Annotated in this window: 21 protein-coding genes; 18 read left to right on the top strand and 3 right to left on the bottom strand. The window is 62.5% G+C overall.

The features are described from left to right. Nucleotides 1–26: 26 nt before the first annotated feature. The gene (gene glnD, locus ABHF91_RS12420; protein WP_409420586.1) at nucleotides 27–2,657 is read right to left on the bottom strand and encodes a bifunctional uridylyltransferase/uridylyl-removing protein GlnD; all 2,631 of its coding nucleotides are present in this window, start codon (nucleotides 2,655–2,657) and stop codon (nucleotides 27–29) included. Between the two features lie 43 nt (nucleotides 2,658–2,700). Further along, nucleotides 2,701–3,489 (bottom strand): type I methionyl aminopeptidase, encoded by a 789-nt coding sequence (gene map, locus ABHF91_RS12415; RefSeq protein ID WP_409420585.1) that lies wholly within the window; start codon nucleotides 3,487–3,489, stop codon nucleotides 2,701–2,703. A gap of 299 nt (nucleotides 3,490–3,788) precedes the next feature. On the opposite strand from map, the gene rpsB reads away from it, so the two are divergent. The 18 genes from rpsB (at nucleotide 3,789) to tilS (ending at nucleotide 24,142) form a co-directional block, all read left to right on the top strand. Beyond that, nucleotides 3,789–4,517, top strand: a complete 729-nt coding sequence (rpsB, locus tag ABHF91_RS12410) for a 30S ribosomal protein S2 (RefSeq protein ID WP_409420584.1) — start codon at nucleotides 3,789–3,791, stop codon at nucleotides 4,515–4,517. A 117-nt stretch (nucleotides 4,518–4,634) separates the two neighbouring features. Beyond that, nucleotides 4,635–5,513: a translation elongation factor Ts gene (gene tsf / locus ABHF91_RS12405; RefSeq protein ID WP_409420583.1), complete on the top strand. Its 879-nt coding sequence runs from the start codon at nucleotides 4,635–4,637 to the stop codon at nucleotides 5,511–5,513. Between the two features lie 71 nt (nucleotides 5,514–5,584). Next, a complete protein-coding gene (gene pyrH, locus ABHF91_RS12400) occupies nucleotides 5,585–6,319 on the top strand; it encodes a UMP kinase (RefSeq protein ID WP_409420582.1) in 735 nt (244 codons plus the stop codon). A gap of 75 nt (nucleotides 6,320–6,394) precedes the next feature. Beyond that, nucleotides 6,395–6,952, top strand: a complete 558-nt coding sequence (gene frr, locus ABHF91_RS12395; protein WP_409420581.1) for a ribosome recycling factor — start codon at nucleotides 6,395–6,397, stop codon at nucleotides 6,950–6,952. Nucleotides 6,953–7,040: 88 nt separating this feature from the next. Next, a complete protein-coding gene (uppS, locus tag ABHF91_RS12390) occupies nucleotides 7,041–7,814 on the top strand; it encodes a polyprenyl diphosphate synthase (RefSeq protein WP_409420580.1) in 774 nt (257 codons plus the stop codon). 23 nt (nucleotides 7,815–7,837) lie between these two features. Further along, nucleotides 7,838–8,674 (top strand): phosphatidate cytidylyltransferase, encoded by an 837-nt coding sequence (locus ABHF91_RS12385; protein ID WP_409420579.1) that lies wholly within the window; start codon nucleotides 7,838–7,840, stop codon nucleotides 8,672–8,674. Between the two features lie 10 nt (nucleotides 8,675–8,684). After that, nucleotides 8,685–9,878: a 1-deoxy-D-xylulose-5-phosphate reductoisomerase gene (gene ispC, locus ABHF91_RS12380; protein ID WP_409420578.1), complete on the top strand. Its 1,194-nt coding sequence runs from the start codon at nucleotides 8,685–8,687 to the stop codon at nucleotides 9,876–9,878. Beyond that, complete coding sequence (gene rseP / locus ABHF91_RS12375) at nucleotides 9,875–11,224, top strand: sigma E protease regulator RseP (RefSeq protein ID WP_409420577.1); 1,350 nt, start codon at nucleotides 9,875–9,877, stop codon at nucleotides 11,222–11,224. The genes ispC and rseP overlap by 4 nt, the downstream gene beginning before the upstream one ends. 31 nt (nucleotides 11,225–11,255) lie before the next feature. Further along, nucleotides 11,256–13,685, top strand: a complete 2,430-nt coding sequence (gene bamA, locus ABHF91_RS12370; RefSeq protein ID WP_409420576.1) for an outer membrane protein assembly factor BamA — start codon at nucleotides 11,256–11,258, stop codon at nucleotides 13,683–13,685. 33 nt (nucleotides 13,686–13,718) lie between these two features. Next, nucleotides 13,719–14,222, top strand: coding sequence for an OmpH family outer membrane protein (locus tag ABHF91_RS12365; RefSeq protein ID WP_409423117.1), 504 nt, complete (start codon nucleotides 13,719–13,721; stop codon nucleotides 14,220–14,222). 3 nt (nucleotides 14,223–14,225) lie between these two features. Beyond that, nucleotides 14,226–15,257, top strand: a complete 1,032-nt coding sequence (gene lpxD / locus ABHF91_RS12360) for a UDP-3-O-(3-hydroxymyristoyl)glucosamine N-acyltransferase (protein WP_409420575.1) — start codon at nucleotides 14,226–14,228, stop codon at nucleotides 15,255–15,257. Nucleotides 15,258–15,270: 13 nt separating this feature from the next. After that, complete coding sequence (gene fabZ, locus ABHF91_RS12355) at nucleotides 15,271–15,732, top strand: 3-hydroxyacyl-ACP dehydratase FabZ (RefSeq protein ID WP_345011228.1); 462 nt, start codon at nucleotides 15,271–15,273, stop codon at nucleotides 15,730–15,732. A gap of 3 nt (nucleotides 15,733–15,735) precedes the next feature. Then, nucleotides 15,736–16,524, top strand: a complete 789-nt coding sequence (gene lpxA / locus ABHF91_RS12350; protein ID WP_409420574.1) for an acyl-ACP--UDP-N-acetylglucosamine O-acyltransferase — start codon at nucleotides 15,736–15,738, stop codon at nucleotides 16,522–16,524. A 2-nt stretch (nucleotides 16,525–16,526) separates the two neighbouring features. Further along, nucleotides 16,527–17,672 (top strand): lipid-A-disaccharide synthase, encoded by a 1,146-nt coding sequence (gene lpxB, locus ABHF91_RS12345; RefSeq protein WP_409420573.1) that lies wholly within the window; start codon nucleotides 16,527–16,529, stop codon nucleotides 17,670–17,672. Further along, nucleotides 17,669–18,268, top strand: a complete 600-nt coding sequence (rnhB, locus tag ABHF91_RS12340) for a ribonuclease HII (RefSeq protein ID WP_409420572.1) — start codon at nucleotides 17,669–17,671, stop codon at nucleotides 18,266–18,268. The genes lpxB and rnhB overlap by 4 nt, the downstream gene beginning before the upstream one ends. 20 nt (nucleotides 18,269–18,288) lie before the next feature. Beyond that, nucleotides 18,289–21,768, top strand: coding sequence for a DNA polymerase III subunit alpha (gene dnaE / locus ABHF91_RS12335; protein ID WP_409420571.1), 3,480 nt, complete (start codon nucleotides 18,289–18,291; stop codon nucleotides 21,766–21,768). A gap of 21 nt (nucleotides 21,769–21,789) precedes the next feature. Continuing rightward, the gene (gene accA, locus ABHF91_RS12330; protein ID WP_409420570.1) at nucleotides 21,790–22,746 is read left to right on the top strand and encodes an acetyl-CoA carboxylase carboxyl transferase subunit alpha; all 957 of its coding nucleotides are present in this window, start codon (nucleotides 21,790–21,792) and stop codon (nucleotides 22,744–22,746) included. Between the two features lie 70 nt (nucleotides 22,747–22,816). After that, entirely contained in the window at nucleotides 22,817–24,142 is a 1,326-nt protein-coding gene (tilS, locus tag ABHF91_RS12325; protein ID WP_409420569.1) for a tRNA lysidine(34) synthetase TilS, read from the top strand. On the opposite strand, the gene ABHF91_RS12320 is transcribed toward tilS, so the two are convergent. Then, nucleotides 24,139–25,017, bottom strand: coding sequence for a GGDEF domain-containing protein (locus ABHF91_RS12320; protein ID WP_409420568.1), 879 nt, complete (start codon nucleotides 25,015–25,017; stop codon nucleotides 24,139–24,141). The genes tilS and ABHF91_RS12320 overlap by 4 nt on opposite strands. Between the last annotated feature and the right edge of the window lie 71 nt (nucleotides 25,018–25,088).

The following is a 25,088-nucleotide window of genomic DNA, read 5'->3' as shown; positions in this document are numbered from 1 at the left end:
CCTTCCAAAAAATGGTTCTCTTTTTATCACACATCCGTCGCCGGATTTAGCTGCGTTACCAATTTTTCTTCCAACTGCTGACGGTCTGTTTCGTCCAACGGGCTGCCATCGAGTCGGCTGAGGCTGAAGAAGTCTTCGACCCGCTCGCCTATGGTGGTGATCTTGGCCGAGTGCACGGCCAGTTGGTTGGATTGGAATACGGCGCCAATCTTGGCCAACAGGCCGGGTCTGTCCAGGGTGATGAGCTCGATCAGGCTGTGTTGCTTGTCACCCTTGCTGGGCAGGAAATTGACGCAGGTGGGCACCTGGAACTGGCGATGGCGGCGCGACGGCGCCTTGTGGCGCGGTAGCGGTTGCTCCGGGTGGCTCAGCAGCTGCTCCAGGGCCTGGCGCACCAGGGTCAGCCGTTCCGCCGCCACATGTTCGCCGTTGGGCTCCAGGACCACGAAGGTGTCCATCACGAAGCCGTTTTTCGAGATCATGATCTGGGCATCGTGAATGTCCAGGTTCTTGTGATCCAGTGCCGAGGCCACCAGGGCAAACAGGTTGGGCATGTCCCGGCAATAGAGGAACAGCTCAGTGCCGCCGCGGGTCTTGTGGTGGCCGAACAGGATCAGCGGCTCATCGCTGTCACCGTGGCGCAGTATGTGCTGGGTATGCCAGGCGATCTGCTCCGGGGTCATGCGCAGGAAGTAATCGGCCTTGAACTGCTGCCATAGCAGGGCGGCTGCGGCCTCCGGGATGCCTTGCTGTTGCAATAGTTGCAGTGCCGCGCTCTGGTTGTCCCGGATCCGCAGGCGCAGATCCGGCGGGTTCTCCAGACCCAGACGCAGGGCCTTGAGGGTGGCAAAGTACAGCTCCTTGAGCAGGGTGCCTTTCCAGTCGTTCCACAGGCTGTCATTGGTGGCGCAGATATCCGCCACCGTCAGGCAGTAGAGGTAGGCCAGGTGCTGCTCGTCCCGCACCTTCTGGGCAAACTCGGTGACCACATCCGGATCGTAGATGTCCCGGCGCTGGGCGGTGACGGAGAGCAGCAGGTGATGGCGTACCAGCCAGGCCACCAGGCGGCTGTCGGAGCGATCCAGGCCGTGCAGTTGGCAGAAGTAGAGGGCATCGCTGGCCCCCAGTTCGGAGTGATCGCCGCCACGCCCCTTGGCGATGTCGTGGAACAGGGCGGCCAGGCAGAGCAGCTCCGGCTTGGCCAACCGGCTGTGTACCTCGCGGAACAGGGGCTGCTCCTTGGGATTGTCCGGCCGGGTGAAGCGATTGATGTTCACCAGCAGGCGGTGGGTGTGCTCGTCCACCGTGTAGGCGTGGAACATGTCGAACTGCATCTGGCCCACTATCTGTCCCCACTGGGGCAGGTAGGCGGCCAGCACCCCGTGGCGGTGCATCAGGGTCAGGGGGATGCCGACCCCGTTGGGGTGACGTAGTATGGCCATGAACAGTCGCCGGCACTCCGGCAACTCCTGCAGGGCGATGACCTGGCTGCGCCGGGCATCCCGCAGGTGCCGCAGACACCCGGCGTAGATGCCGGTGACCTGGGGGTGTTCCGCCACCTGGTAGAACAGCTCGAGGATGCTGGCCGGATCCCGGGCAAACAGGCTGGGATCCCGTATATCGATGAGCCTGCCGCGCAGCAGGAACTTCTCATTCAGGGCACAGACCTGGGGTTCCTCGTTGCCCAGGATGGCCTGATCGAACAGCTGCAGCAGCATGTCGTTCAGCTCCGCCACCCGGCGTACCGTCTGGTAGAAGCGCTTCATCATCTGCTCTACCGGCGCATTGCCTTCGCCGGGATAGCCCAGCTCCTTGGCCACCAGGCGCTGGCGGTCAAACAGCAGACGGTTATCGTTCTTGCCGATGACCAGATGCAGGGCGAAGCGGATGCGCCACAAAAACGCCTGACAGTCTTTGAGTTCCAGGTATTCCGCCTGATTGAGGAAACCGAAGCTGGTCATCTCATACAAGGTGGTGGCGCCCAGCTGGCGGCGGGCCACCCAGGCCAGGGTCTGAATATCCCGCAGACCGCCGGGGTTTTGCTTGATATCCGGCTCCAGCAGGTAGGCGGTGTCCTTGAACTGCTGGTAGCGCAGAGCCTGCTCCTCACGCTTGGCACGGAAGAAGGCATCGCTGGGCCAGAACTTGCGCGGGAGGGTGGCGGTCTGCAGATCCTTGAAGGTGGCCTGGCTGCCGGTGAGCAGACGGGCCTCCAGCAGGTTGGTGGCGATGGTGATGTCGTCCTTGCCCTGGCGGACACACTCCTTGACGCTGCGCACCGCGTGGCCCACCTCGAGCCGCAGATCCCAGAGCAGGGTGAGGAACTGGCTCACCGTCTCGCCTGTGGTGGGAGCCAGACTCTTCTTGCTCAGGATCAGGATGTCGATGTCGGAGTGGGGATGCAGCTCACCACGGCCGTAGCCGCCCACGGCCACCAGGGCTAGCTGGGGATGCTGGTGTAGGCCAAAGCGTTCCCACAGGCGGCACAATAGCTGGTCGGTGAACAGGGTGCGGGCGCTGACCAGCTCCATCACATCGTCGCCGGCGGCAAACCGGTCGGCCAGCCAGGTCTGGAACTGCTGCAGATATTGTTTACACAGGGGCAGGGTGAGTTGGTCGTCCGGTAACAGGCTCGGAGCCAGCTGACTGGGTAGCATGAGGTCCCTCTCAAGACAAAAGGCGCCCGAAGGCGCCTTGAGGTTATCCGGCAATGATGTGGCGTTCGAGCTGCTCGTCGGCCCGCAGAGTCAGCACCTCGCAGCCGGTGTCGGTGACCAGCAGGGTGTGCTCGTACTGGGCAGAAGGCTGACGGTCGGCGGTGGTGACGGTCCAGCCGTCCTTGCGATCCACCTTACAACGGTAGCCACCGGCGTTGATCATGGGCTCTATGGTGAAGCACATGCCGGCCTGCAACGTCAGCTTGTGGCCGTTGCGGTAATGCAACACCTGGGGCTCCTCGTGGAAGCCCTTGCCGATGCCGTGGCCACAGTAGTCCCGCACCACGGAGAAGCCGGCGGCTTCGGCCATGGGCTGGATGACGGCACCTATGTCGGTGAGGCAGGCCCCGGCCTTCACCTTGCCAATGGCGGCGTACAGACTCTGTTGGGCGATCTCACACAGCTTGCGGTTGCGCGGACTGGTCTGGCCGACGATGTACATGGCGGAGGTATCGCCATGGTAGCCATCCTTGATGACGGTGATATCCAGGTTGATGATGTCCCCTTCCCGCAGCTTCTTGTGGTTGGGGATGCCATGGCAGACCACCTCATTGATGGAGGTGCAGATGGACTTGGGGAAACCGTGATAGTTCAGGGGCGCGGGGATCGCCTGCTGGACATTGACGATATGCTCGTGACACAGGCGGTCGAGTTCGGCCGTGGTGACGCCAGGCTGGATGTGGGGCGCGATCATCTCCAGCACCTCGGCCGCCAGGCGGCCGGCTACACGCATTTTTTCTATCTCTTCCGGGGTTTTCAATATCACTGACATGGGTGGCAACAGCTCCGAACCGGCGATGGCCAGCGGCCAGCGCAAAGGATGTCTCTAAATGAGAGAGTCTATCGTTTAAGCGACGCAAGTTCCAGATTCGACGCAGCGGACCGCCACCTGCGTGGGATGGTGGCATCTGACATGGTTTTTATGGTATAAAGCGCGCCGAGTCGTCAATGTCACGACTTAAACCATCTTTTATCAACAACACACACACATCGAGACCTGCTCCGGGGTGCCTGTTTTAGGGTCGGAGTGACGGGATGTGTGGAGGCCTAACCCCAATACAGAGGTTTAAAATGGCAAAAGTTTCTATGCGCGACATGCTGCAAGCCGGTGTTCACTTTGGTCACCAGACCCGTTTCTGGAACCCGAAGATGAAGCCCTTCATCTTTGGCGCTCGCAACAACGTTCACATCATCAACCTGGAAAAGACCGTTCCCATGTTTGATGATGCCCTGAACTTCCTGAGCAGCACCGCTGCCAAGAAGGGCAAGATCCTGTTCGTGGGCACCAAGCGCGCCGCCTCTGAAGCTGTCAAGGAAGCCGCCGCTTCCTGCGATCAGTTCTACGTTAACCACCGCTGGCTGGGCGGTATGCTGACCAACTGGAAGACCGTTCGTCAGTCTATCAAGCGTCTGAAGGATCTGGAAACTCAGACCCAGGACGGTACCTTCGAAAAGCTGACCAAGAAGGAAGCGCTGATGCGCGGCCGTGAAATGGCAAAGCTGGAGAAGAGCCTGGGCGGTATCAAGGACATGGGCGGCCTGCCGGACGTGCTGTTCGTGATCGATGCCGACCACGAGCACATCGCCATCAAGGAAGCCAACAACCTGGGTATCCCGGTTGTGTCCATCGTTGATACCAACTCCAACCCGGATGGCGTTGACTACATCATCCCGGGTAACGATGACGCCATCCGTGCCGTTCAGCTGTACCTGGCTGCTGCTGCCGATGCCGTCAACTCAGCTCGCGAACTGGACATCGTTGCTCAAGCCGAACAAGACGGCTTCGTAGAAAGCAACTAATAAGGACCCCCAACACCCTCGGGTGTTGCCCTTATTAACCACAGTCGTAATGGTTGGCAGGGGCCCTTAAAGGCCCCTGTTTTTTAAACAAATTCACTCAGACCGAGGATAGAGGACATGGCAAACATTACCGCCGCTCTGGTTAAGGAACTGCGCGAACGTACCGGCGCGGGCATGATGGATTGCAAGAAGGCGCTGACCGAAGCCGATGGCGATATCGAACTGGCCATTGAGAACATGCGTAAGTCCGGTCAGGCCAAGGCTGCCAAGAAGGCTGGTCGTATCGCCGCCGAAGGCGTGATCGTCGCCCGTTCCGCTGGCAACGTCGCCGTCCTGATCGAACTGAACTGCGAAACCGACTTCGTGGCCAAGGACGCCAGCTTCCGCGCCTTTGGCGACAAGGTGGCTGACATCGCCCTGGCCGGCAAGATTGCCGACGTAGAAGTGCTGAAGGAAACTGACTTCGGTGCCGGCGAATCCGTGCAGGTCACCCTGAACAACCTGATCGCCAAGATCGGTGAAAACATGAACCTGCGTCGCGTCACCCTGGTGGAAGGCGAGACCCTGGGCACCTACATCCACGGCGGTCGTATCGGCGTTGTCACCAGCCTGAAGGCGGGCAACGAAGAGCTGGCCAAGGATCTGGCCATGCACGTGGCTGCCAACAGCCCGCAATTCGTCAAGCCCGAAGACGTGTCTGCCGAAGTGGTTGCCAAGGAGCGCGAAATCCAAGTGGAAATCGCCATCAACTCCGGCAAGCCCAAGGAGATCGCCGAGAAGATGGTTGAAGGCCGCATGAAGAAGTTCACCGGTGAAATCTCCTTGACCGGTCAGCCTTTCGTTAAGGATCCTTCCATTCTGGTGGCTGACCTGCTGAAGAAGGAAGGCGCCGATGTGGTGACCTTCGTCCGCTTCGAAGTGGGTGAAGGCATCGAGAAGGAAGAGACCGACTTCGCCGCCGAAGTTCAGGCTCAAATCGCTGCCATGAAGGGCTAATCGCCCGGACCGCCAAGCCAGTTTCAGACCGCGACACCTGTCGCGGTCTTTCTATGACCAGGAAGAAGAAGATGAGTACCAATCCAAAAGCTGCTTATAGACGCATTCTGTTGAAGCTCAGTGGTGAAGCCCTGCAGGGCGATGAAGGCTTCGGTATCGATCCGGCAGTCCTCGACCGCATGGCGCAGGAGATCAAGGAGCTGGTAGAACTGGGCGTGGAAGTAGGCCTGGTGATTGGCGGGGGCAACCTGTTCCGTGGTGCCGGCCTGGCGAAGGCGGGCATGAACCGAGTAGTGGGTGACCACATGGGCATGCTGGCCACCGTGATGAACGGTCTGGCCATGCGGGACGCCCTGCAACGTGCTTATGTGAACGCCCGTTTGATGTCGGCCATCAGCCTGCAGGGTATCTGCAGCTCCTACAACTGGGCCGAAGGCATCAGCCAACTGCGGGCCGGCAAGGTGGTGATCTTCGCCGCCGGGACCGGCAACCCCTTCTTTACCACCGACTCGGCCGCCTGCCTGCGGGGCATCGAAATCGAGGCCGATTGCGTGCTGAAGGCCACCAAGGTGGACGGGGTCTACTCCGACGATCCGGTGAAGCATCCCGATGCCCAGCTGTTCAGCGAGCTGGATTACAGCGACGTGCTGGAGAAGGAACTCAAGGTGATGGATCTGGCCGCCTTCACCCTGGCCCGGGATCACAACCTGCCTATCCGCGTGTTCAACATGAACAAGCCCGGCGCCCTGCGGCGGGTCATCATGGGTGAACCGGAAGGTACCCTGATCCACCACAAAAATAGCTAACCCGGCTGTCGTCGAGGTGGCTGGTCGGGCTAGAATAGGCCCGATTGGCCCAGCCAGAGAAAAAGGATAACGACCGTGATCAATGAAATTAAGCGCGATGCCAAAGATCGCATGAACAAGAGCGTGGAAGCGCTCAAGTCCCAACTGTCCAAGATCCGGACCGGTCGCGCCCAGCCGGCGCTGCTGGATGGCATTCAGGTGGAATACTACGGCTCTGCCACGCCACTGCGTCAGGTGGCCAACGTCACCGCCGAAGATGCCCGTACCCTGGCCGTCACAGTGTTTGACCGCAGCCTGATCCAGGCGGTGGAAAAGGCCATCATGACCTCCGATCTGGGGTTGAATCCCAGCTCAGCCGGCACCACCATCCGCGTGCCCCTGCCGCCCCTGACCGAAGAGCGCCGCAAGGATCTGATCAAGCTGGTGCGTGGCGAAGCCGAGCAGGGCCGGGTGGCCGTGCGCAACGTGCGTCGCGACTCCAACAGCGATCTCAAGGCCCTGCTCAAGGACAAGGAAATCACCGAAGACGACGACCGTCGTGCCCAGGAAGAGATCCAGAAATTGACCGACGGCTTCATCAAGAGCATCGATGATGTGCTGGCGGCCAAGGAAAAAGAGCTGATGGAAATCTGATTGTTACATCAGGTATAGTACGGGCGCCCTGTGGATTATCCCAGGGCGCCCGTTTGTTTATTGGCCCGTTGTCGATTGGAGAGAGAGCATGTCGTTACCCACCTCCTTGCATGAACTGGCCCAGGCCTGCTTCCCCAAGCATGTGGCCATCATCATGGACGGGAACGGCCGTTGGGCGCAGCAACGGGGCAAGTTGCGGGTGGCGGGCCACAAGGCGGGGGTGCTGGCGGTACGCCAGAGTGTCTCCATCGCCAACCGACTGGGTCTGCAGTCCCTGACCCTGTTTGCCTTCTCCAGCGAGAACTGGCGTCGCCCGGCGGATGAGGTGAGTGCCCTGATGGAGCTCTTCATCCATGTGCTGGGGCGCGAGGTGCGCAAGTTGCACAACAACAACATCCGCCTGCGGGTGATCGGCGATCGCGCCCGCTTCAGTGCCCGGTTGCAGAAGAAGATTGCCGAGGCCGAAGCCCTGACTGCCGACAACTCCGGCCTCATTCTCAATGTGGCGGCCAACTATGGCGGGCGCTGGGATATCGCCCAGGCGGCCCAGCGGCTGGCGCAGCAGGTGGCGGACGGTCAGCTGGCGGTGGCGGATGTGGATGAACACCGGCTCGGTCAGGCGCTGTGTCTGGCGGATCAGGCACCGGTGGATCTGCTGATCCGTACCGGTGGTGACCACCGCATCAGCAATTTTCTGCTGTGGCAGTGTGCCTATGCCGAACTCTATTTTACTCCTACCCTCTGGCCTGATTTTGACGAGGCGGCCTTCACCGAGGCCGTGGCCTCCTTCGCCGGTCGTGAACGACGTTTTGGCTGTACCGGCGAGCAGATCCGCACCCTGCTGGCCGAATCGGCCTCCTGACCCTGCCTCGTGAGGACGCCTGTTTGAGACAACGCATTATCACCGCCCTGGTTCTGGTCATCCTGGTGTTGGGCTGGATCTTCTGCCTGCCGGAACCCTATTTTCTGGGCGGCGCCGTGCTGATTTACCTGATGGCCTGCCGGGAGTGGGCCCGCTTCACCCCGGGGTATCCCCGTTGGTTGATCCCACTGATCTATGGCCTGCTGCTGGCCGGTTCCCTGACGCTGCTGGCCCCCTTGAGCCAGGCCGAGCGCCAGGCCAGCCCCTGGTTGCTGCTGATCCTGAGCCTGGGCGGCCTGTGGTGGCTGCTGGCCCTGTTCATGGTGTTGCGCTATCCCGCCGCCACCCGCTGGTGGCGCGGCCGCAACGGGGTGAAGGGGCTGTTCGGTGCCCTGACCCTGTTGCCTTTCTTCTGGGCCCTGGTGCTGCTGCGCGGTGCCGCCCCCGGCTGGCAGGGGGGGCTCATACTGCTGTTTGTCATGGCCCTGGTGTGGTGTGCCGACAGCGGCGCCTATTTCGTCGGTCGCACGTGTGGGCGCCACAAGATGCTGCCTCGGGTGAGCCCCAACAAGACCCTCGAGGGCCTGCTGGGGGGGCTGGTCATCGCCGGCGCCCTGGCAGTGGTTGTACCCCTGTGGGCTGGTTTCCCGCTGACGCAGGCCCTGGGCATACTGCTGTGCTCCCTGCTGGCCATGCTGGCTTCTGTGCTGGGGGATCTCAGCGAGAGCCTGTTCAAGCGTGAGGTGGGCATCAAGGACTCCGGCACCCTGTTGCCTGGCCATGGTGGCGTCCTGGATCGGATCGACAGCCTGACCGCCGCCTTGCCGATCTTTGTTTTGTGTTATCTGCTGATTAATTAAGGTCTGTTGCATGCAACGCGTTACCGTGCTTGGCTCCACTGGCTCCATCGGTCGCAGCACCCTGGATATCATCCGCCGTCATCGTCAGGCGTTTGCCATTACCGCCCTGGCGGCGAACCGTGATGTGGCCGCCATGTTGGCGGACTGTCTGGAGTTCGCCCCCCGCTATGCGGTGATGGCCGATGAGACGGCGGCGTGCCAGCTGCGGGAAGCACTGGCCGCTCAGCAGAGCCTGACCGAGGTCCTGAGCGGTGCCGAGGCGCTGTGCGAGGTGGCGCGGCTGGCTGAGGTGGATCTGGTGATGGCGGCCATCGTCGGTGCCGCCGGCCTGTTGCCGGCGTTGGCCGCGGTCAAGGCGGGCAAAACGGTGCTGCTGGCCAACAAGGAGGCCCTGGTGATGTCCGGGGCCTTGTTTATGGAGGCGTCCCGGGCGTCGGGTGCCAAGATACTGCCGGTGGATAGCGAGCACAATGCCATCTTCCAGTGCCTGCCGCGGGACGTGCAGCAGCAGTTGGGCTTCTGCGATCTGGCGGCGGCCGGGGTACACAAGATACTGTTGACCGGCTCCGGCGGCCCCTTCCGCTATACCCCGGTAGAGCAGCTGGCGGCGGTGACGCCGGCGCAGGCGGTGGCCCATCCCAACTGGTCCATGGGGCGCAAGATTTCGGTGGACTCCGCCACCATGATGAACAAGGGGCTCGAATACATAGAGGCCCGCTGGCTGTTCAATGCCGCGCCCGAGCAGATGCAGGTGGTGATCCACCCCCAATCGGTGATCCACTCCATGGTGCAGTACAAGGATGGTTCCGTGCTGGCCCAGCTGGGGCAGCCCGACATGCGTACCCCCATCGCCCATGCCATGAGCTACCCGGACCGCATCGCTTCCGGGGTGGCACCGCTGGATTTCTGCGCCCTGGGGGAATTGACCTTCCTGGCGCCGGATTATCAGCGCTATCCTGGCCTCAAGCTGGCCATGGAGGCCTGCTGGGCGGGGCAGGGGGCCACCACGGCCTTGAATGCGGCCAATGAGATGGCGGTGGCCTCCTTCCTGGCCGGCCAGATCGGTTTTACCACTATCCACGCCATCAATGCCGGTGTGGTGGAGCGGCTGGCTGGAGCGCCGGCCGCGGATCTCACGGCCATCCTCGGGTTGGATGACGAGGCCCGGCGACTGGCCCTGCAACTGATCCAGGAGCGTGTATGACTGCTGTGTTGTGGAATCTGGCCTCCTTCGTGGTGGCCCTGGCCATCCTGATTGCCGTCCACGAATGGGGTCACTTCTATGTGGCGCGTCTGTGTGGTGTCCGAGTCCTGCGCTTCTCGTTGGGCTTTGGCAAGGTACTGTGGAGCCGCAAAGACAGGTACGGTACCGAATTCTCCCTCTCCCTCATCCCCTTGGGGGGCTACGTCAAGATGCTGGATGGTCGGGTGGAGCCGCTGGCGCCCGGCGAAGAGGCGGAGGCGTTTGATCACAAACGGGTGGCCAAGCGCTTTGCCATCGTGGCCGCCGGCCCCTTGGCCAACTTTGTCTTCGCCCTGTTTGCCTTCTGGCTGATGTTCCTCATCGGCGTGCCGGCGGTGCGGCCCGTGGTGGCCACGGTCACGCCCCAATCCATCGCCGCCCAGGCGGGGGTGCAGCCCCAGATGGAAATATTGCAGGTGGATGGCCGGGACACCCAGGATTGGGAGTCGGTGGCCTATGGCTTGGTGCGCCGGATCGGTGAACGGGACACCGCCCTGACGGTGCGCACCGCCCAGGGGGATGAACAGACGGTCACCCTGCCGCTGGATAGCTGGCACTTTGATCCGGAGCAGGAATCGCCCATCCTGAGCCTGGGCATCGAGCCCCTGGGGCCGACCCTGACCCTGACCCTGGCCCAGGTGGTCCCGGGCAGCCCTGGCGAGCAGGCGGGGTTGCAGGCGGGGGATACCCTGTTGACCCTGGATGGTCAGCCCATCACCGACTGGTCCTATCTGGTGAACCGGGTGCAAGACTCGCCGGATACGCCCTTGACCCTGACCTTTCGTCGGGATGGCCAGGAGCGGCAGACGGTGCTGACGCCTGTGCTCAAGGAGCAGGGCCAGCGGGTGTTTGGCTTTGCCGGCCTGGCCCCCAGCGTGGAGCCCTTGCCGGAGCAATACCGTTTCGAGCTGCGCTATGGTCCCATCAAGGCGGTGGGGGAGGCCCTGGATAAGACGGCGAACATGATCGGCCTCACAGTGACGATGCTGGGTAAATTGCTAACCGGCATCCTCTCCCTGGATAATCTCAGCGGTCCGATCTCGATTGCCAAAGGTGCGGGGAGCAGTGCCGAATTCGGTCTGGTATACTTCCTCGGCTTTTTGGCTCTGGTCAGTGTTAATCTGGGGATTATCAATCTGTTCCCGCTACCCATCCTGGATGGTGGCCACCTGCTGTTCTATCTGGTGGAGGCCGTGACCGGTCGCCCCGTTCCTGAAAAATTTCAGGAGTATGCATTCAAGTTCGGCGCTGCCATCCTGGTCTGTCTGATGGCGATTGCCCTGTTTAATGATTTCGCTCGCCTCTAATAGGCTCAGAATAAGGACAAAAGAGAACAACATGGCTGTAAGAAAAGCGCTGGCCGCCTCTTGCCTGCTGGGCGTCAGTCTGATGGCACCCTGTGCCCATGCGGCTTCCTCCTCCTTTGTCGTGAAAGATATTCGCGTTGAAGGTCTGCAACGGGTCACCCTGGGGGCGGCCCTGCTCAACTTGCCCATCCGGGTCGGCGACGCCCTTGATGAGGCGGCCATGGCCAGTGCCATCAAGAAGCTCTATGCCACCGGGAACTTCGAAGATATCCAGCTGCAGCGGGACGGGGATGCCCTGGTGGTGCAGGTGCGGGAACGCCCCACCATCAGCAGCATCGAATTCGCCGGCAACAAGGACATCAAGGAAGACCAGCTGAAACAGTCGCTGGACTCTTCCGGCATCCGGGTCGGCGAGGCGCTGGATCGCACCGTGTTGCGCAGCCTGGAGCAGGGGCTGGAAGACTTCTACTACGGCGTGGGCAAGTACTCCGCCAAGATCCAGGCGGTGGTGACGCCCTTGCCCCGCAACCGGGTGGCCTTGAAGTTCAATTTCATCGAAGGGGTGTCGGCCAAGATCCAGCAGATCAACTTCGTCGGTAACAAGGTGTTCAGCGAGGAGCGGCTGCTGGCCCAGATGTCCCTGCGGGACTCCAAGCCCTGGTGGAACTTCATCGCCGATCAGAAGTATCAGAAACAGAAGCTGGCCGGTGACTTGGAAGCCCTGCGTTCCTACTACATGGACCGCGGCTATCTGCGTTTTCGGGTGGACAGCACCCAGGTGGCCATGACCCCGGACAAGAAGGGCATCTACATCACGGTCAACCTCAAGGAAGGGGAACAGTACAAGATCAGCGCGGTCAAGCTGCGCGGCGATCTCATCGGTCGTGAGTCCGAGCTCAAGGCCCTGGTGCCGCTGGAGGTGGGGGCCCTCTACTCCGCCGCCGATGTGACCCACACCGAGGAGAGTCTGTCCAAGTTCCTCGGCCGTTTCGGTTACGCCTATCCCCAGGTGCATACTTATCCCGTGATCAACGATGAGACCCACGAGGTGGAGCTCAACATCAATGTCGAGCCCGGTGCCCGCATCCACGTGCGCCGCATCAACATCAGCGGCAACCAGATCACCCGGGACGAGGTGGTGCGTCGCGAGATGCGCCAGATGGAAGGGGCCTGGTTCTCCAACGAGAAGGTGGAAAGTTCCAAGAGCCGCCTGAATCGCCTTGGCTTCTTCGAGACGGTGGATGTCCAGCCACAGCGCATTCCCGGTCACCAGGATCAGGTGGACCTGGACGTCAAGGTCAAGGAACAGCCGGTGGGCTCCATCTCCGGCGGTATCGGCTACGGCACCGAATCCGGGGTCAGCCTGCAGTTCGGTCTGCAACAGGACAACTTCCTGGGTACCGGCAACAAGGTGGCGTTCACCTTCAACATGAACGACTACAGCAAGACCTACGACGTCAGCTACACAGACCCCTATTTCACCATGGATGGGGTCAGTCTGGGGGGCCGTGCTTACTACACCAAGTTTGAGGCCGGTAACGCCAACCTGGTGGACTACAACAACGAGACCCTGGGGGTGAGTGCCACCTTCGGTTACCCCATCAATGAGAACAACCGGCTGGAATACGGCCTGGGCTTCGAGAACAACAAACTCTCCCAGCTCAAGTCCTATGCCCAGATCCGCAAGTTCTGGAGCCTGTATGCGGGCTCTACCGATTCCCAGGGCCGGGTGGTGTTTAACAACATCAACTTCACCAGCAGCTGGACCCGCAACTACCTGAACAAGGGGATGTTCCCCACCGCCGGTAACCGTCAGCAACTGACCGGCAAGATCACTGTGCCGGGCTCGGATCTGCAGTTCTACAAGCTCAGCTTCGATAACAGCAACTACCTGCCGCTGGATCAGGACCATCAGTGGGTCATCGCCGGTCGCTTCCGCATGGCCTACGGCAATGGCTACGGCTCGGTTGACGGCTTCGATCAGGTGCTGCCCTTCTTCGAAAACTACTATGCCGGTGGCAGCGAGTGGCTGCGTGGCTTCCAGAGCAATACCGTGGGTCCCAAGGCCATCTACCTGACCAACGATCAGGGCCAGGCCGGTACCGTAGGCACCAATACCGCGGTGGGGGGGAACGCCCAGGCGGTGGCATCCCTGGAGTTCATCGTGCCCACGCCCTTTGCCTCCGAGTCCTACCGCAATCAGCTGAGAACCTCGGTGTTCTTCGACATCGGCTCGGTATGGGATACCACCTTCGATCCCGACACCTATGCCCAGTGCGTTGCGGGTTGTGACAAGTTTTACGATTACTCCGATCCAAGCCTCTACCGGGCGTCGACCGGCGTAGCGTTACAGTGGCTCTCTCCCATGGGGCCGTTGGTCTTCTCGTTTGCTTATCCTCTGAAGAAGCAACCGGGAGACAAGACCGAAGTGTTTAGCTTCAACATTGGCCGCACCTTCTGATGCGATTTAAGCAAGGAGTCGTAAGTGAATAAGATGTTTCGTGTTGCCGGCCTGGGGCTGGCGCTGATGGGCCTGGGTTTCTCTTCTGCCGCCATGGCCGAGAAGATTGCCGTGGTGAACGTACCCCGTGTGATGTCTGAGCTGCCGCAGATGAAGGCCATCGAAGCCAAGCTCAAGAAGGAGTTTGACGGTCGGGTGCGCGAGCTGCAGCGTCTGGAAAGCGATGGTCAGGCCATGGCCGCCAAGCTGAAGAAGGACGAGTCCTTCATGAGCGCCGATGAGCGCACCAAGATGCAGCGCAAGTTGGCCGAGATGCAATCCGACTACAACCTGAAGGGCCAGGCCCTGCAGGAAGACCAGCAGCGTCGCTACGGCGAAGAGCAGCAGCAGGTGCTGGCCAAGGTGCGGACCGCCGTGGACGGTATAGCCAAAGCCCAGGGCTACGATCTGGTGCTGAACGGCCAGGCCGTGGTGTTTGCCAGCTCCCAGGCAGATATTTCCCAGCAGGTGATCGATCAAGTGAGTAAAGGCAAGTAATTCATGAGCATGACCCTTGGAGAATTGGCACAGCAGCTGGGTGCCGAGCTGCACGGTGATCCGCAGGTTGTCATCAGCCGGATCGCCAACCTGGAAACCGCCCAGGAGGGGAGCATTTCCTTTCTGACCTCGGCCAAGTACCGGGACTTCCTGCAGCAGACCAAGGCGTCGGCCGTGTTGCTCAAGGCCGCCGATCTGCCAGCCTGCCAGACCAATGCCCTGGTGCTGGCGGATCCCTACGTGGGCTTTGCCCGGGTGGCCCAGTTGCTGGACACCACGCCGCCCCAGGCCAGCGGTGGCATCCATGCCTCTGCCCAGGTGGCGCCGGATGCCCAGCTGGCGGACGATGTGGTGCTGGGGGCCAATGTGGTGGTGGAGTCCGGCGCCATCTTGGAGGCGGGGGTTGTTGTGGGACCCGGCTGTTTCATCGGCCGGGCCAGCCGTCTGGGCAAGGGCACACGCCTGTGGGCCAACGTCACCCTCTACCATGATGTCTGGCTGGGGGCGGACTGCCTGGTGCAGTCCGGTACCGTGATCGGCGCCGATGGCTTCGGTTATGCCAATGAGCGGGGTGAGTGGATCAAGATACCGCAGCTGGGTGGCGTGCGGATCGGCAACCGGGTGGAAATAGGTGCCAACACCTGTATCGACCGGGGGGCCATCGACCATACCTGCATCGCCGACAACGTCATCATCGACAACCTGTGCCAGATTGCCCACAACGTGGAGATCGGCTATGGCACGGCGATTGCTGGCTGTACCACCATCGCGGGTAGCGTGGAGATCGGCAAATACTGTATTATTGGCGGCGCTTCCGTCCTCAACGGTCACATTAGCATCTGTGATCAGGCCACCGTCACCGGGATGGCCATGGTCATGCGTTCCATCAGCGAGCCAGGGATCTACTCCTCCGGCGTGCCCGCCCAGCCCAACAAGCAGTGGCGCAAGATGGCCGCTCGGCTCCTGCATGTGGAGGAACTCCACACCCGCCTGAGCCGGCTGGAAAAACAGCTGGTGGACCCAGAACAAAAGTAAAAAGGAACCTGGTTTGAGCAACGAACTTAATCAGCTGGACATTCAACAGATCCTGGAACTGCTGCCCCACCGCTATCCTTTTCTGTTGGTAGACCGTGTGGTCAGCTACGAGATTTCCGATGAGCGCAAGGTGTTGCGCGGCATCAAGAATGTCTCTTTTAACGAGCCGTTTTTTCAGGGCCACTTTCCCCAGAAACCCGTGCTGCCCGGGGTCCTGATCCTGGAGGCCATGGCGCAGGCCACGGGTATCCTGGCCTTCCGCATGGTTGGTAAGCCGGGTCCCAACGAGCTGTACTATTTTGCCTCCATCGACAATGCCCGTTTCCGCCGTCCCGTGGTACCGGGGGATCAGCTGGTGTTGGATGTGGAGTTCTTGAAGGAACGTCGCGGCATCGCCAAGTTTACCGGCGTTGCTACCGTGGATGGCGAGATTGTCTGTACCGCCGAACTGATGTGTGCCAAACGCGAGAGCTGATACGTGATCGATGCCAGTGCCGTGATTCATGAAACCGCCATCGTCCACCCGGGTGCCAAGATTGGTCCGGGGGTGGAGGTCGGCCCCTGGAGCCAGATCGGGGCCGAGGTGGAGATCGGGGAGGGGACCTGGATAGGTTCCCATGTGGTGATCAAGGGCCCGACCAAGCTGGGTCGGCGCAACAAGATCTATCAATTCTGCTCCATCGGCGAGGATTGCCAGGACAAGAAGTACAAGGGTGAACGCACCTTCCTGGAAGTGGGCGATGACAACGTCATCCGCGAACACTGCACCTTCCACCGTGGTACCGTGCAGGATCAGGCCCTCACCAAGGTGGGCAGCCGCAACCTCTTCATGGTGAACGTGCACGTGGCACACGATTGCGTGATCGGCGATGACTGTATCTTCGCCAACAACGCCACCCTGGCCGGCCATGTCACCGTGGGCGATTGGGTGATCTTCGGCGGCCTGTCCGCCATTCACCAGTTCGGTCGCGTCGGCTCCCATGCCTTCGTCGCCGGCATGGCCGCCCTGAACAAGGACGTGCCGCCCTACGTGATGGCCGCCGGTCACTATGCCAAGCCCTTTGGCGTCAACAGCGAAGGCCTGAAGCGGCGCGGTTTCACCCCCGAGGCCATCTCCGCGGTGAAGAAGGCCTACAAGGTGCTCTACCGTCAGGGACTGACGGTGGAAGAGGCCATGGCCGAGCTGACGACGCTGGCCGCAGAAGAGGCCGCGGTGCAACCCCTGGTGGACTTCCTCAAGCAGAACGAGCGCGGCATCGTCCGCTGATCATGGCCGAGCCTCGTCCCCTGCGTATCGCCATTGTCGCCGGAGAAGTCTCCGGCGATATTCTTGCTGCCGGTCTGATGCAGGCCTTGCGTAGCCGTTACTCCCAGATTGAATTTGTCGGCATCGCCGGCCCGCGCATGCAGGCCCTGGGCATCGACAGCCTGTTCGACATGGAAGAGCTGGCGGTGATGGGCCTGGTCGAGGTGCTGGGTCGGCTGCCGCGGCTGTTGCAGGTGCGGCGGCAGCTGATCCGGGCGCTGAAGGCCAACCCGCCGGATCTCTACATCGGCGTGGATGCCCCCGACTTCAACCTGGGGGTGGAACGGGTCTTGAAAGACGCCGGCATCAAGACGGTGCATTACGTCAGCCCCTCGGTGTGGGCCTGGCGGCAATCCCGCATTCATAAGATCAAGGCGGCCACCAACCTAGTGCTGGCCTTCCTGCCGTTTGAGAAGGCCTTCTACGACCAGCATCAGGCACCCTGCCGCTTCGTCGGCCATACCCTGGCGGATGCCATTCCCCTAGTGAGCGACCGGGCCGCCGCCTGCGCTACTCTGGGCTTGTCGCCCGAGGGGCGCTATCTGGCCGTGCTGCCGGGCAGCCGGCAGGCGGAGGTGGGCATGCTGGGCCAGGTGTTCCTGGAAGCCTGTGCCTTGCTCCATGGGCGCTTCCCCGAGCTGACCTTTATCGTGCCCCTGGTCAACGCGCGGCGCCGCGCCCAGTTCGAGACCATGCTGCAGGCTTATCCTGATCTGCCGGTGCAGCTGTTCGACGGTCAGGCCCGTGAGGTGATGACCGCCGCCGAGGCCATCTTGCTGGCTTCGGGCACCGCGACCCTGGAAGCCATGCTGGTGAAACGTCCCATGGTGGTGGGTTACAAGGTGAAGCCCTTGACCTATTGGCTGGCGGAGAAGCTCGTCAAGATCCGCACCTTCTCCCTGCCCAACCTGCTGGCCGGGCGGCATATAGTGCCGGAACTCATCCAGGACGACTGCACCCCGGCGGCCATCGCCGCCGCGCTCGGCGAGCGCCTGAATGGCGACAACCAGGCCCTGCTGGATGAATTCACCCGGCTGCATCAGCTCATCCGCTGTGATGCCGACAGCCAGGCCGCCCAGGCGGTGCTGGAACTGCTGGAGGTGGCATGAGCTTTAGCTATCCCTGGGATCCGGCCTTGTTGCGGGTGGCCGGTGTGGACGAAGTGGGCCGCGGCCCCCTGGTGGGGGACGTGGTGACTGCCGCCGTCATCCTTGATGCGACCCGGCCCATTACCGGCCTGGCCGACTCCAAGAAGCTCTCGGAGAAGAAGCGGCTGGCGCTGTATGACGAGATCCAGGACAAGGCCCTGGCCTTTGCCATCGGTCGCTGCTCGCCGGCGGAGATCGACGAACTCAACATTCTCAAGGCCACTATGCTGGCCATGCAGCGGGCGGTGGCGGCCCTGCCCCTCGCCGCCCAGGCGGTGCTGGTGGACGGCAATCGCAGCCCGGATTTTGGCGTGCCCTCGTTGGCGGTGGTCAAGGGTGATGGCCTGGTGGCGGAGATCAGCGCCGCCTCCATCCTGGCCAAGGTGACCCGGGACGCCGAGATGGTGGCGCTGGATGCCCGCTTCCCCCAATACGGGTTTGCCCAGCACAAGGGCTACCCCACCGCCCTGCACCTGGAGCGCATCGCCCAATACGGGGTGACCGAATACCACCGTCGCAGCTTCAGACCCGTGCGCCTGGCCCTAGGCCTGGCCTGATCACTCGAGGGAGCCCAACCATGGCGGAGCCACGTTTCATTCACCTGCGGGTGCATTCCGACTTTTCCATGATCGATGGCCTGCAGAAGGTCAAACCCCTGGTGGCCCGCGCCGCCGAGTTTGGCATGCCGGCCATGGCCCTGACGGATCAGATGAACCAGTGCGGCCTGGTTCGCTTCTACGGCGAGGCCCACGGCAAGGGCATGAAGCCCATCGTCGGCGCCGATCTCTGGCTGCAGAGCCCCGAGCTGGGGGACGAACTCTACCGCCTCACCGCCCTGGCCATGGACAACGACGGTCAGCAGAACCTGGTGCAGCTCATTTCCCGCGCCTACCTGCGCGGCCATGTCCAGGGCCGGGCCGTGGTGGACAAGGCCTGGCTGGCGGAGCTCTCCGCCGGCCTCATCCTGCTCTCCGGCGGGCGGGAGGGGGACGTGGGCCGCTTCCTGCTCAAGGGCAACCAGGCCATGGTGGCCCAGACCCTGGCCTTCTATCAGCAGCATTTTGCCAATCGCTACTATCTGGAGCTGATCCGCACCGGGCGCACCGACGAGGAGAGCTACCTGCACATGGCGGTGAAGCTGGCCGGCGAGCAGGGGGTGCCCGTGGTGGCCACCAACGAGGTGGTGTTCCGCGACGAGTCAGACTTCGAGGCCCACGAGATCCGGGTGGCCATCCACGATGGCTACACCCTGGATGACGCCCGTCGCCCCAAGCGCTACAGCCGCCAGCAGTATCTGCGCAGTGTCGACGAGATGGTGGCGCTGTTTGCCGACTTGCCGGAGGCCCTGGCCAACACGGTGGAGATCGCCAAGCGCTGCAACGTCACTGTGCGCCTGGGTGAATACTTCCTGCCCAACTTCCCCACCGGCGACATGTCCACCGAAGACTTCCTGGTGATGAAGTCCAGGGAGGGGCTGGAGGAGCGTCTGGCATTCCTGTTCCCGGATCCGGCGGTGCGGACTGAGAAACGTCCCGAATACGATGAGCGCCTCGAGGTGGAGCTCAAGGTGATCAACCAGATGGGCTTCCCCGGTTACTTCCTCATCGTGATGGAGTTTATCCAGTGGTCCAAGGATAACGGCATCCCGGTGGGACCTGGCCGGGGCTCGGGGGCGGGCTCCCTGGTGGCCTACTCCCTCAAGATCACCGATCTGGATCCGCTTGAATTCGACCTGCTGTTCGAACGCTTCCTGAACCCCGAGCGGGTCTCCATGCCCGACTTCGACGTGGACTTCTGCATGGATCGCCGGGACAAGGTGATCGAGCATGTGGCGGACATGTACGGCCGGGAGGCGGTGTCCCAGATCATCACCTTTGGCTCCATGGCGGCCAAGGCGGCCATTCGCGACGTGGGTCGGGTGCTGGGCCACCCCTACGGCTTCGTGGATCGCATCTCCAAGCTGGTGCCGCCGGATCCGGGCATGACCCTGGACAAGGCCTTCGAGGCCGAGCCCAAGCTGCCGGAGCTGTATAACCAGGACGAGGAGGTCAAGGCCCTCATCGACATGGCCCGCCGGCTCGAGGGGGTGACCCGCAACGCCGGCAAGCACGCCGGTGGCGTGGTCATAGCCCCCACCAAGATCACCGACTTCGCCCCCCTGTACTGCGACGGCGAAGGCAAGAACCCGGTGACCCAGTTCGACAAGAACGACGTGGAATACGCGGGCCTGGTGAAGTTCGACTTTTTGGGGCTGCGGACCCTCACCATCATCGAGTGGGCCCTGGGGATGATCAACCCCAGGCTGGCACAGGAGGGTAGGGAGCCGGTGAATATCGCCGCCATCCCGCTGGATGACCCGGCCTCCTTCAAGACCCTGTTGGGCTGTGAGACCACGGCGGTGTTCCAGCTGGAATCCCGCGGCATGAAGGATCTGATCAAGCGCCTCAAGCCCGACTGCTTCGAAGACATGATCGCCCTGGTGGCCCTGTTCCGTCCGGGGCCCCTGCAGTCCGGCATGGTGGACAACTTCATCGACCGTAAGCACGGCAACGAAGCCATCTCCTATCCGGATGCCACCTGGCAGCACGAGAGCCTGAAGCCCATCCTGGATCCCACCTACGGCATCATCCTCTACCAGGAACAGGTGATGCAGATCGCCCAGGTGCTGGCGGGGTATACGCTAGGGGGCGCCGACATGCTGCGCCGCGCCATGGGGAAGAAGAAGCCCGAGGAGATGGCCAAGCAGCGGGCCGGCTTCGAGGAAGGGGCGGTGAAGAACGGCGTCGACGGCGAGCTGGCGATGAAGATCTTCGACCTCGTGGAGAAGTTCGCCGGCTACGGCTTCAACAAGTCCCACTCCGCCGCCTATGCCCTGGTCTCCTATCAGACCCTGTGGCTCAAGACCCATTTCCCCGCCGAGTTTATGGCGGCGGTGATGACGGCGGACATGGACAACACCGACAAGATAGTGACCCTGGTGGACGAGTGTCAGCGCATGGGGCTCACCATCATACCCCCGGATGTCAACACCGGGCGCTACCGTTTCACCGTCAATGAACAGGGCCACATCGTCTACGGCATAGGTGCAGTCAAGGGGGTGGGGGAAGGCCCCATCGAGGCGATTCTCGAAGCAAGGGATGCCGGCGGTGGCTTCCGGGATCTGTTCGATTTCTGCAACCGGGTGGACATCAAGCGCCTCAACAAGCGGGTGATGGAGAAGCTGGTGCTGGCCGGTGCTCTGGACCGCCTGGGGCCCCACAGAGCCGCCCTGATGGCCTCCTTGCCGGAAGCCATGAAGGCCGCCGAGCAGAAGGCCAAGGATCAGGCCCTGGGGCAGAACGATCTGTTCGGCGATCTGTTCGCCGACGACGCCGTGGTGCCGCCGCCGGTGTTCGCCCAGGTGCCCGAGTGGCCGGACAAGGTCTGGCTGGATGGGGAGCGGGAGACCTTGGGGCTTTACCTCACGGGTCACCCGATCAACCAATACCAGGCGGAGCTCAGGCACTACACCTCGGCGCGGCTGTGCGATCTGCATCCCACGGACCGGGACAAGATCACCACGGCGGCGGGTCTGGTGATCGCCACTCGGGTCATGGTCACCAAGCGTGGTACCCGCATGGGGATAATGACCCTGGACGATCGCTCCGGTCGGCTGGACGTGACCCTGTTCTCCGAGGCGCTGGAGCGCTTCGAACCCTTACTGGAAAAGGACCGCATCCTGGTGGTCAGCGGACAGGTCGGCTTTGACGACTTCTCCGGTGGCCTTAAAATGTCGGCCCGTGATGTCATGGATATCGCCGAGGCCCGGGCCAGACATGCCCGGCAACTGCGGCTGCAACTGGATAACAATCAGATCGACGGCCGTTTTTTCCAACGTTTTATGGAAATAATGGAGCCACACCGTGCCGGGGTCTGCCCGGTTCAGGTATGCTATCGCAAACCGGGCGTCCAGGCGCAATTGGCCCTGGGCACCCAGTGGCGGGTGACGCCGACCGATCAACTACTGGACGACCTGCGGGGCTTGCTGGGCAAGTCCGCGGTCGAGCTCATGTTTTAAGTAGCGATTTCGGAATTGACTATGAATCTGAATTACCTCGAGTTTGAACAGCCTATCGCCGAGCTGGTGGCGCAGATCGATGAGCTCAAGCATGTGAGCAGCGGCGTGGGCAACAACGTGGATCTCTCCGAAGAGATAGCGCGGCTGGAGAAGAAGAACGAGGAGCTGACGCGCAAGCTGTTCGGCGATCTGGGTGCCTGGCAGATCTCCCAGCTGGCCCGTCATCCCCTGCGTCCCTACACCCAGGACTACATAGCCCGCCTGTTCACCGAGTTCGACGAACTGGCCGGTGACCGCGCCTATGCCGATGACAAGGCCATCGTCGGCGGGGTGGCCCGTTTCGACGATGAGCCTGTGATGGTGATTGGCCAGCAGAAGGGCCGGGATACCCAGGAGAAGATCAAGCGCAACTTCGGCATGCCGCGGCCCGAGGGCTACCGCAAAGCCCTGCGGCTGATGGAGATGGCCGAGCGCTTCAAGATGCCCATCATCACCTTCATCGACACCCCGGGGGCCTATCCGGGTGTGGGGGCCGAGGAGCGCGGTCAGTCCGAAGCCATCGCCCGCAACCTCAAGGTGATGTCCGGCCTCAAGGTGCCGGTGATCTGCACCGTGATCGGCGAGGGCGGTTCAGGCGGTGCCCTGGCCATCGGCGTGGGGGATCGGGTCAACATGCTGCAGTACTCCACCTACTCGGTGATCTCCCCCGAAGGCTGTGCCAGCATTCTGTGGAAGAGCGCCGACAAGGCCGCCATGGCCGCCGAGGCCATGGGCATCACGGCCCAGCGCTTGAAAGAATTGGGGCTCATCGACAACATCATCCCCGAGCCCCTGGGCGGTGCCCACCGCAACCTGGATGAGATGGTGGCCCACCTCAAGACCCGCCTGCTGGCGGACTTGTCCGAGCTGCGCCTGCTCACCGCTGAGGAGCTGATCGCCCAGCGCTATCAGCGCCTGATGGGCTATGGCTACTGCTAAGCCCGCCCAGCAGCAGATGGCCGTCCCTCGGGGCGGCCTTTTTGTCTGGGTCTTTGCCTAAGGAGTCGCCATGTTACCCGCCGTGCCCCTCACAGAACTGCGCCAGCTGTTGCCGCCGGGCCCCTTGCTGCTGGCCTACAGCGGTGGCCTGGACTCCCGGGTGCTCTTGGCCTGGCTGGTGGCCCTGCGGGACAGCCAGCCTGGCTATTCGCTCAGGGCCGTACATGTACACCATGGGCTGAGCCCTAACGCCGATGGGTGGGCGACCCACTGCCAGCAAATTTGCGATGCCTGTGATGTGCCGCTGACGGTGGTGCGGTTGCGGCTGGCGTGCGGTCCGCGGCAGAGTCTGGAGGCGGTGGCGCGAGAGGCGCGCTATGGGGCCCTGGCGGCCCGGCTGTCCCCCGGTGAGCGCTTACTGACCGCGCACCACCAGGATGATCAGCTGGAGACCCTGCTGCTGGCGGTGAAGCGCGGTGCCGGCCCCCGGGGACTGGCGGCCATGGGGCGGCGGCAAGCCTTTGCCGGCGGTGCGCTGATCCGGCCTCTGCTGGGTCACAGCCGCGCCGAGCTGGCGGCCTGGGCCGAGGCGGCGGGCTTGAGCTGGATCGAGGATGAGAGCAATGCCGATCTGGACTTTGATCGCAACTTTCTGCGCCATGCCATAGTGCCGTCCTTGCAGGAACGCTGGCCGGGCTTTGCCCAGGCGGCCAGCCGCACGGCCCGGCTGTGTGCCGAGCAGGCGGCGTTGGCCGACGAGCTGGCCCAGGCCGATCTGGCGTCATGCCAGGGGGCGGGTGCCAGCCTGGCGCTGATGCCGCTGGCGACCCTCTCCGTGCCCCGACGGCACAATCTGTTGCGCCATTGGTTGCGTCAACAAACCGGCACCGTGCCCAGCGAGACCCAATTGCTCAGCATCTGGCCCCAGCTGGTCCAGGCCCAGGCCGATGCCACCCCGGCGTTGCACTGGGCCGGCGGCACCCTGTATCGCTATGCCGATGCCTTGCATCAGGTGGCCAAACAAGGGTTCTTGTCGCCGGGCCAGGTATCCCTGACGGTGAATGGCCTGTGCCGGCTGCCGGCGGAGCTGGGCTGGGCTGGGCTCAGGGTATGGGAGGCGGGGGAATTGCGGCTACCCGATGTGGATGAGCCGGTCAGCCTGCGCTGGTGCCTGCCGGGGGGCAGCCGGCTGCGCCCGGTGGGCCGCGGCGGCTCGCGGCCGCTGAAGAAGCTATGGCAGGAGTTGGGGGTGGCGCCCTGGTTGCGAGCCCGCTGGCCTGTGCTCTATTACGGCGAGGTGCCGGTGGCGATTGCCGGCAAGCTGGTCTGTGAGGCGGGCGCGCCTCGGCAAGGCGAGGCGCGGGCGACACTCATCTGGCGATCGGCTTCGGCTTAGCGCGGACGGGCCTTGTTAAGATACAGTTGCTGATCGGCCAGCTGGTACAGCCCCAGGCTGTCCATGCCCGCTTGCCAGGCGGCGTGGCCGAAGCTGAAGTCCACCTGCCAGGCCTGGAGTTCCCTGTCCTGGGCCAGCAGCTGGTGCAGACGACTGGCCACGCGATTGGCGGCGAAGGGATCCGCCGGTTGCAGCAGCAGGGCAAACTCATCCCCCCCTAAGCGGAACGCCAGGTCGGTACTGCGGATGGCCTGATTGGCCAGCTCGGCGAAGCGCACCAGCACCCGATCCCCCACTGGGTGGCCGTGGGTGTCGTTGATCTGCTTGAAGTGATCCAGATCCAGCAGCAACAGCAGCAGGCCATTATCCTGCCGCTGGCTCAGCTCTATGGCCCGGGAGAGGGATTCGTCGAAGCTGGCCCGGTTGCCGATGCCGGTGAGGTGATCCTGCCGGCTCAGCAGATCCATCTCCGCGATGCGCAGCAGCAGGCGCAGGGGGTAGATCAGGATCTGATGCAGCTGTTGCAGCAGGCGGTGGTGATGCTGTTGCAGGGGGGCCACCAGGCCGTAGCTCAGCTCCCCCATGTTGTGATTGAGCCGATCCTGCAAGGGGATCAACAGTTGGCTCTCCCCCTGAGGACCCTCTACCAGCAGCTGGGTTTGCCCGCGGTGGTTGTATTCCAGGCGGCAAACCGGCAAGAAGTTGACGACCCAGCCGGCAAAAGTTTGCAGCAGGCGGATTGGGTCATCCTGTCCCATCAGGCTTTCCATCAGTTCAAGCCGTTCCAGGCTGGAGATGGCGCTAAAGCCGGTAAAATGGCCGATCGGCAGCTCGGGGCCACGGCCATAGGCGGCAACCAGTTGAAGGCTTTCCATCCGACATCTCCACGATTTTTTGACGTTATGACTCTATATGGCAAAAGCCGTGCCAATTTGTTTATTCCTCG

The sequence above is a fragment of the Pseudaeromonas aegiceratis genome, from assembly GCF_046254905.1.
GTDB classification, from domain to species: domain Bacteria; phylum Pseudomonadota; class Gammaproteobacteria; order Enterobacterales; family Aeromonadaceae; genus Pseudaeromonas; species Pseudaeromonas aegiceratis.
This window is presented reverse-complemented; position numbering and strand designations above follow the sequence as displayed.

Coding starts and splice junctions, on each gene's coding strand:
- glnD (WP_409420586.1), bottom strand. CDS start 2,657: ATGCTACCCAGTCAGCTGGCTCCGAGCCTGTTACCGGACGACCAACTC.
- map (WP_409420585.1), bottom strand. CDS start 3,489: ATGTCAGTGATATTGAAAACCCCGGAAGAGATAGAAAAAATGCGTGTA.
- rpsB (WP_409420584.1), top strand. CDS start 3,789: ATGGCAAAAGTTTCTATGCGCGACATGCTGCAAGCCGGTGTTCACTTT.
- tsf (WP_409420583.1), top strand. CDS start 4,635: ATGGCAAACATTACCGCCGCTCTGGTTAAGGAACTGCGCGAACGTACC.
- pyrH (WP_409420582.1), top strand. CDS start 5,585: ATGAGTACCAATCCAAAAGCTGCTTATAGACGCATTCTGTTGAAGCTC.
- uppS (WP_409420580.1), top strand. CDS start 7,041: ATGTCGTTACCCACCTCCTTGCATGAACTGGCCCAGGCCTGCTTCCCC.
- ispC (WP_409420578.1), top strand. CDS start 8,685: ATGCAACGCGTTACCGTGCTTGGCTCCACTGGCTCCATCGGTCGCAGC.
- rseP (WP_409420577.1), top strand. CDS start 9,875: ATGACTGCTGTGTTGTGGAATCTGGCCTCCTTCGTGGTGGCCCTGGCC.
- bamA (WP_409420576.1), top strand. CDS start 11,256: ATGGCTGTAAGAAAAGCGCTGGCCGCCTCTTGCCTGCTGGGCGTCAGT.
- ABHF91_RS12365 (WP_409423117.1), top strand. CDS start 13,719: ATGTTTCGTGTTGCCGGCCTGGGGCTGGCGCTGATGGGCCTGGGTTTC.
- lpxD (WP_409420575.1), top strand. CDS start 14,226: ATGAGCATGACCCTTGGAGAATTGGCACAGCAGCTGGGTGCCGAGCTG.
- lpxB (WP_409420573.1), top strand. CDS start 16,527: ATGGCCGAGCCTCGTCCCCTGCGTATCGCCATTGTCGCCGGAGAAGTC.
- rnhB (WP_409420572.1), top strand. CDS start 17,669: ATGAGCTTTAGCTATCCCTGGGATCCGGCCTTGTTGCGGGTGGCCGGT.
- dnaE (WP_409420571.1), top strand. CDS start 18,289: ATGGCGGAGCCACGTTTCATTCACCTGCGGGTGCATTCCGACTTTTCC.
- accA (WP_409420570.1), top strand. CDS start 21,790: ATGAATCTGAATTACCTCGAGTTTGAACAGCCTATCGCCGAGCTGGTG.
- tilS (WP_409420569.1), top strand. CDS start 22,817: ATGTTACCCGCCGTGCCCCTCACAGAACTGCGCCAGCTGTTGCCGCCG.
- ABHF91_RS12320 (WP_409420568.1), bottom strand. CDS start 25,017: ATGGAAAGCCTTCAACTGGTTGCCGCCTATGGCCGTGGCCCCGAGCTG.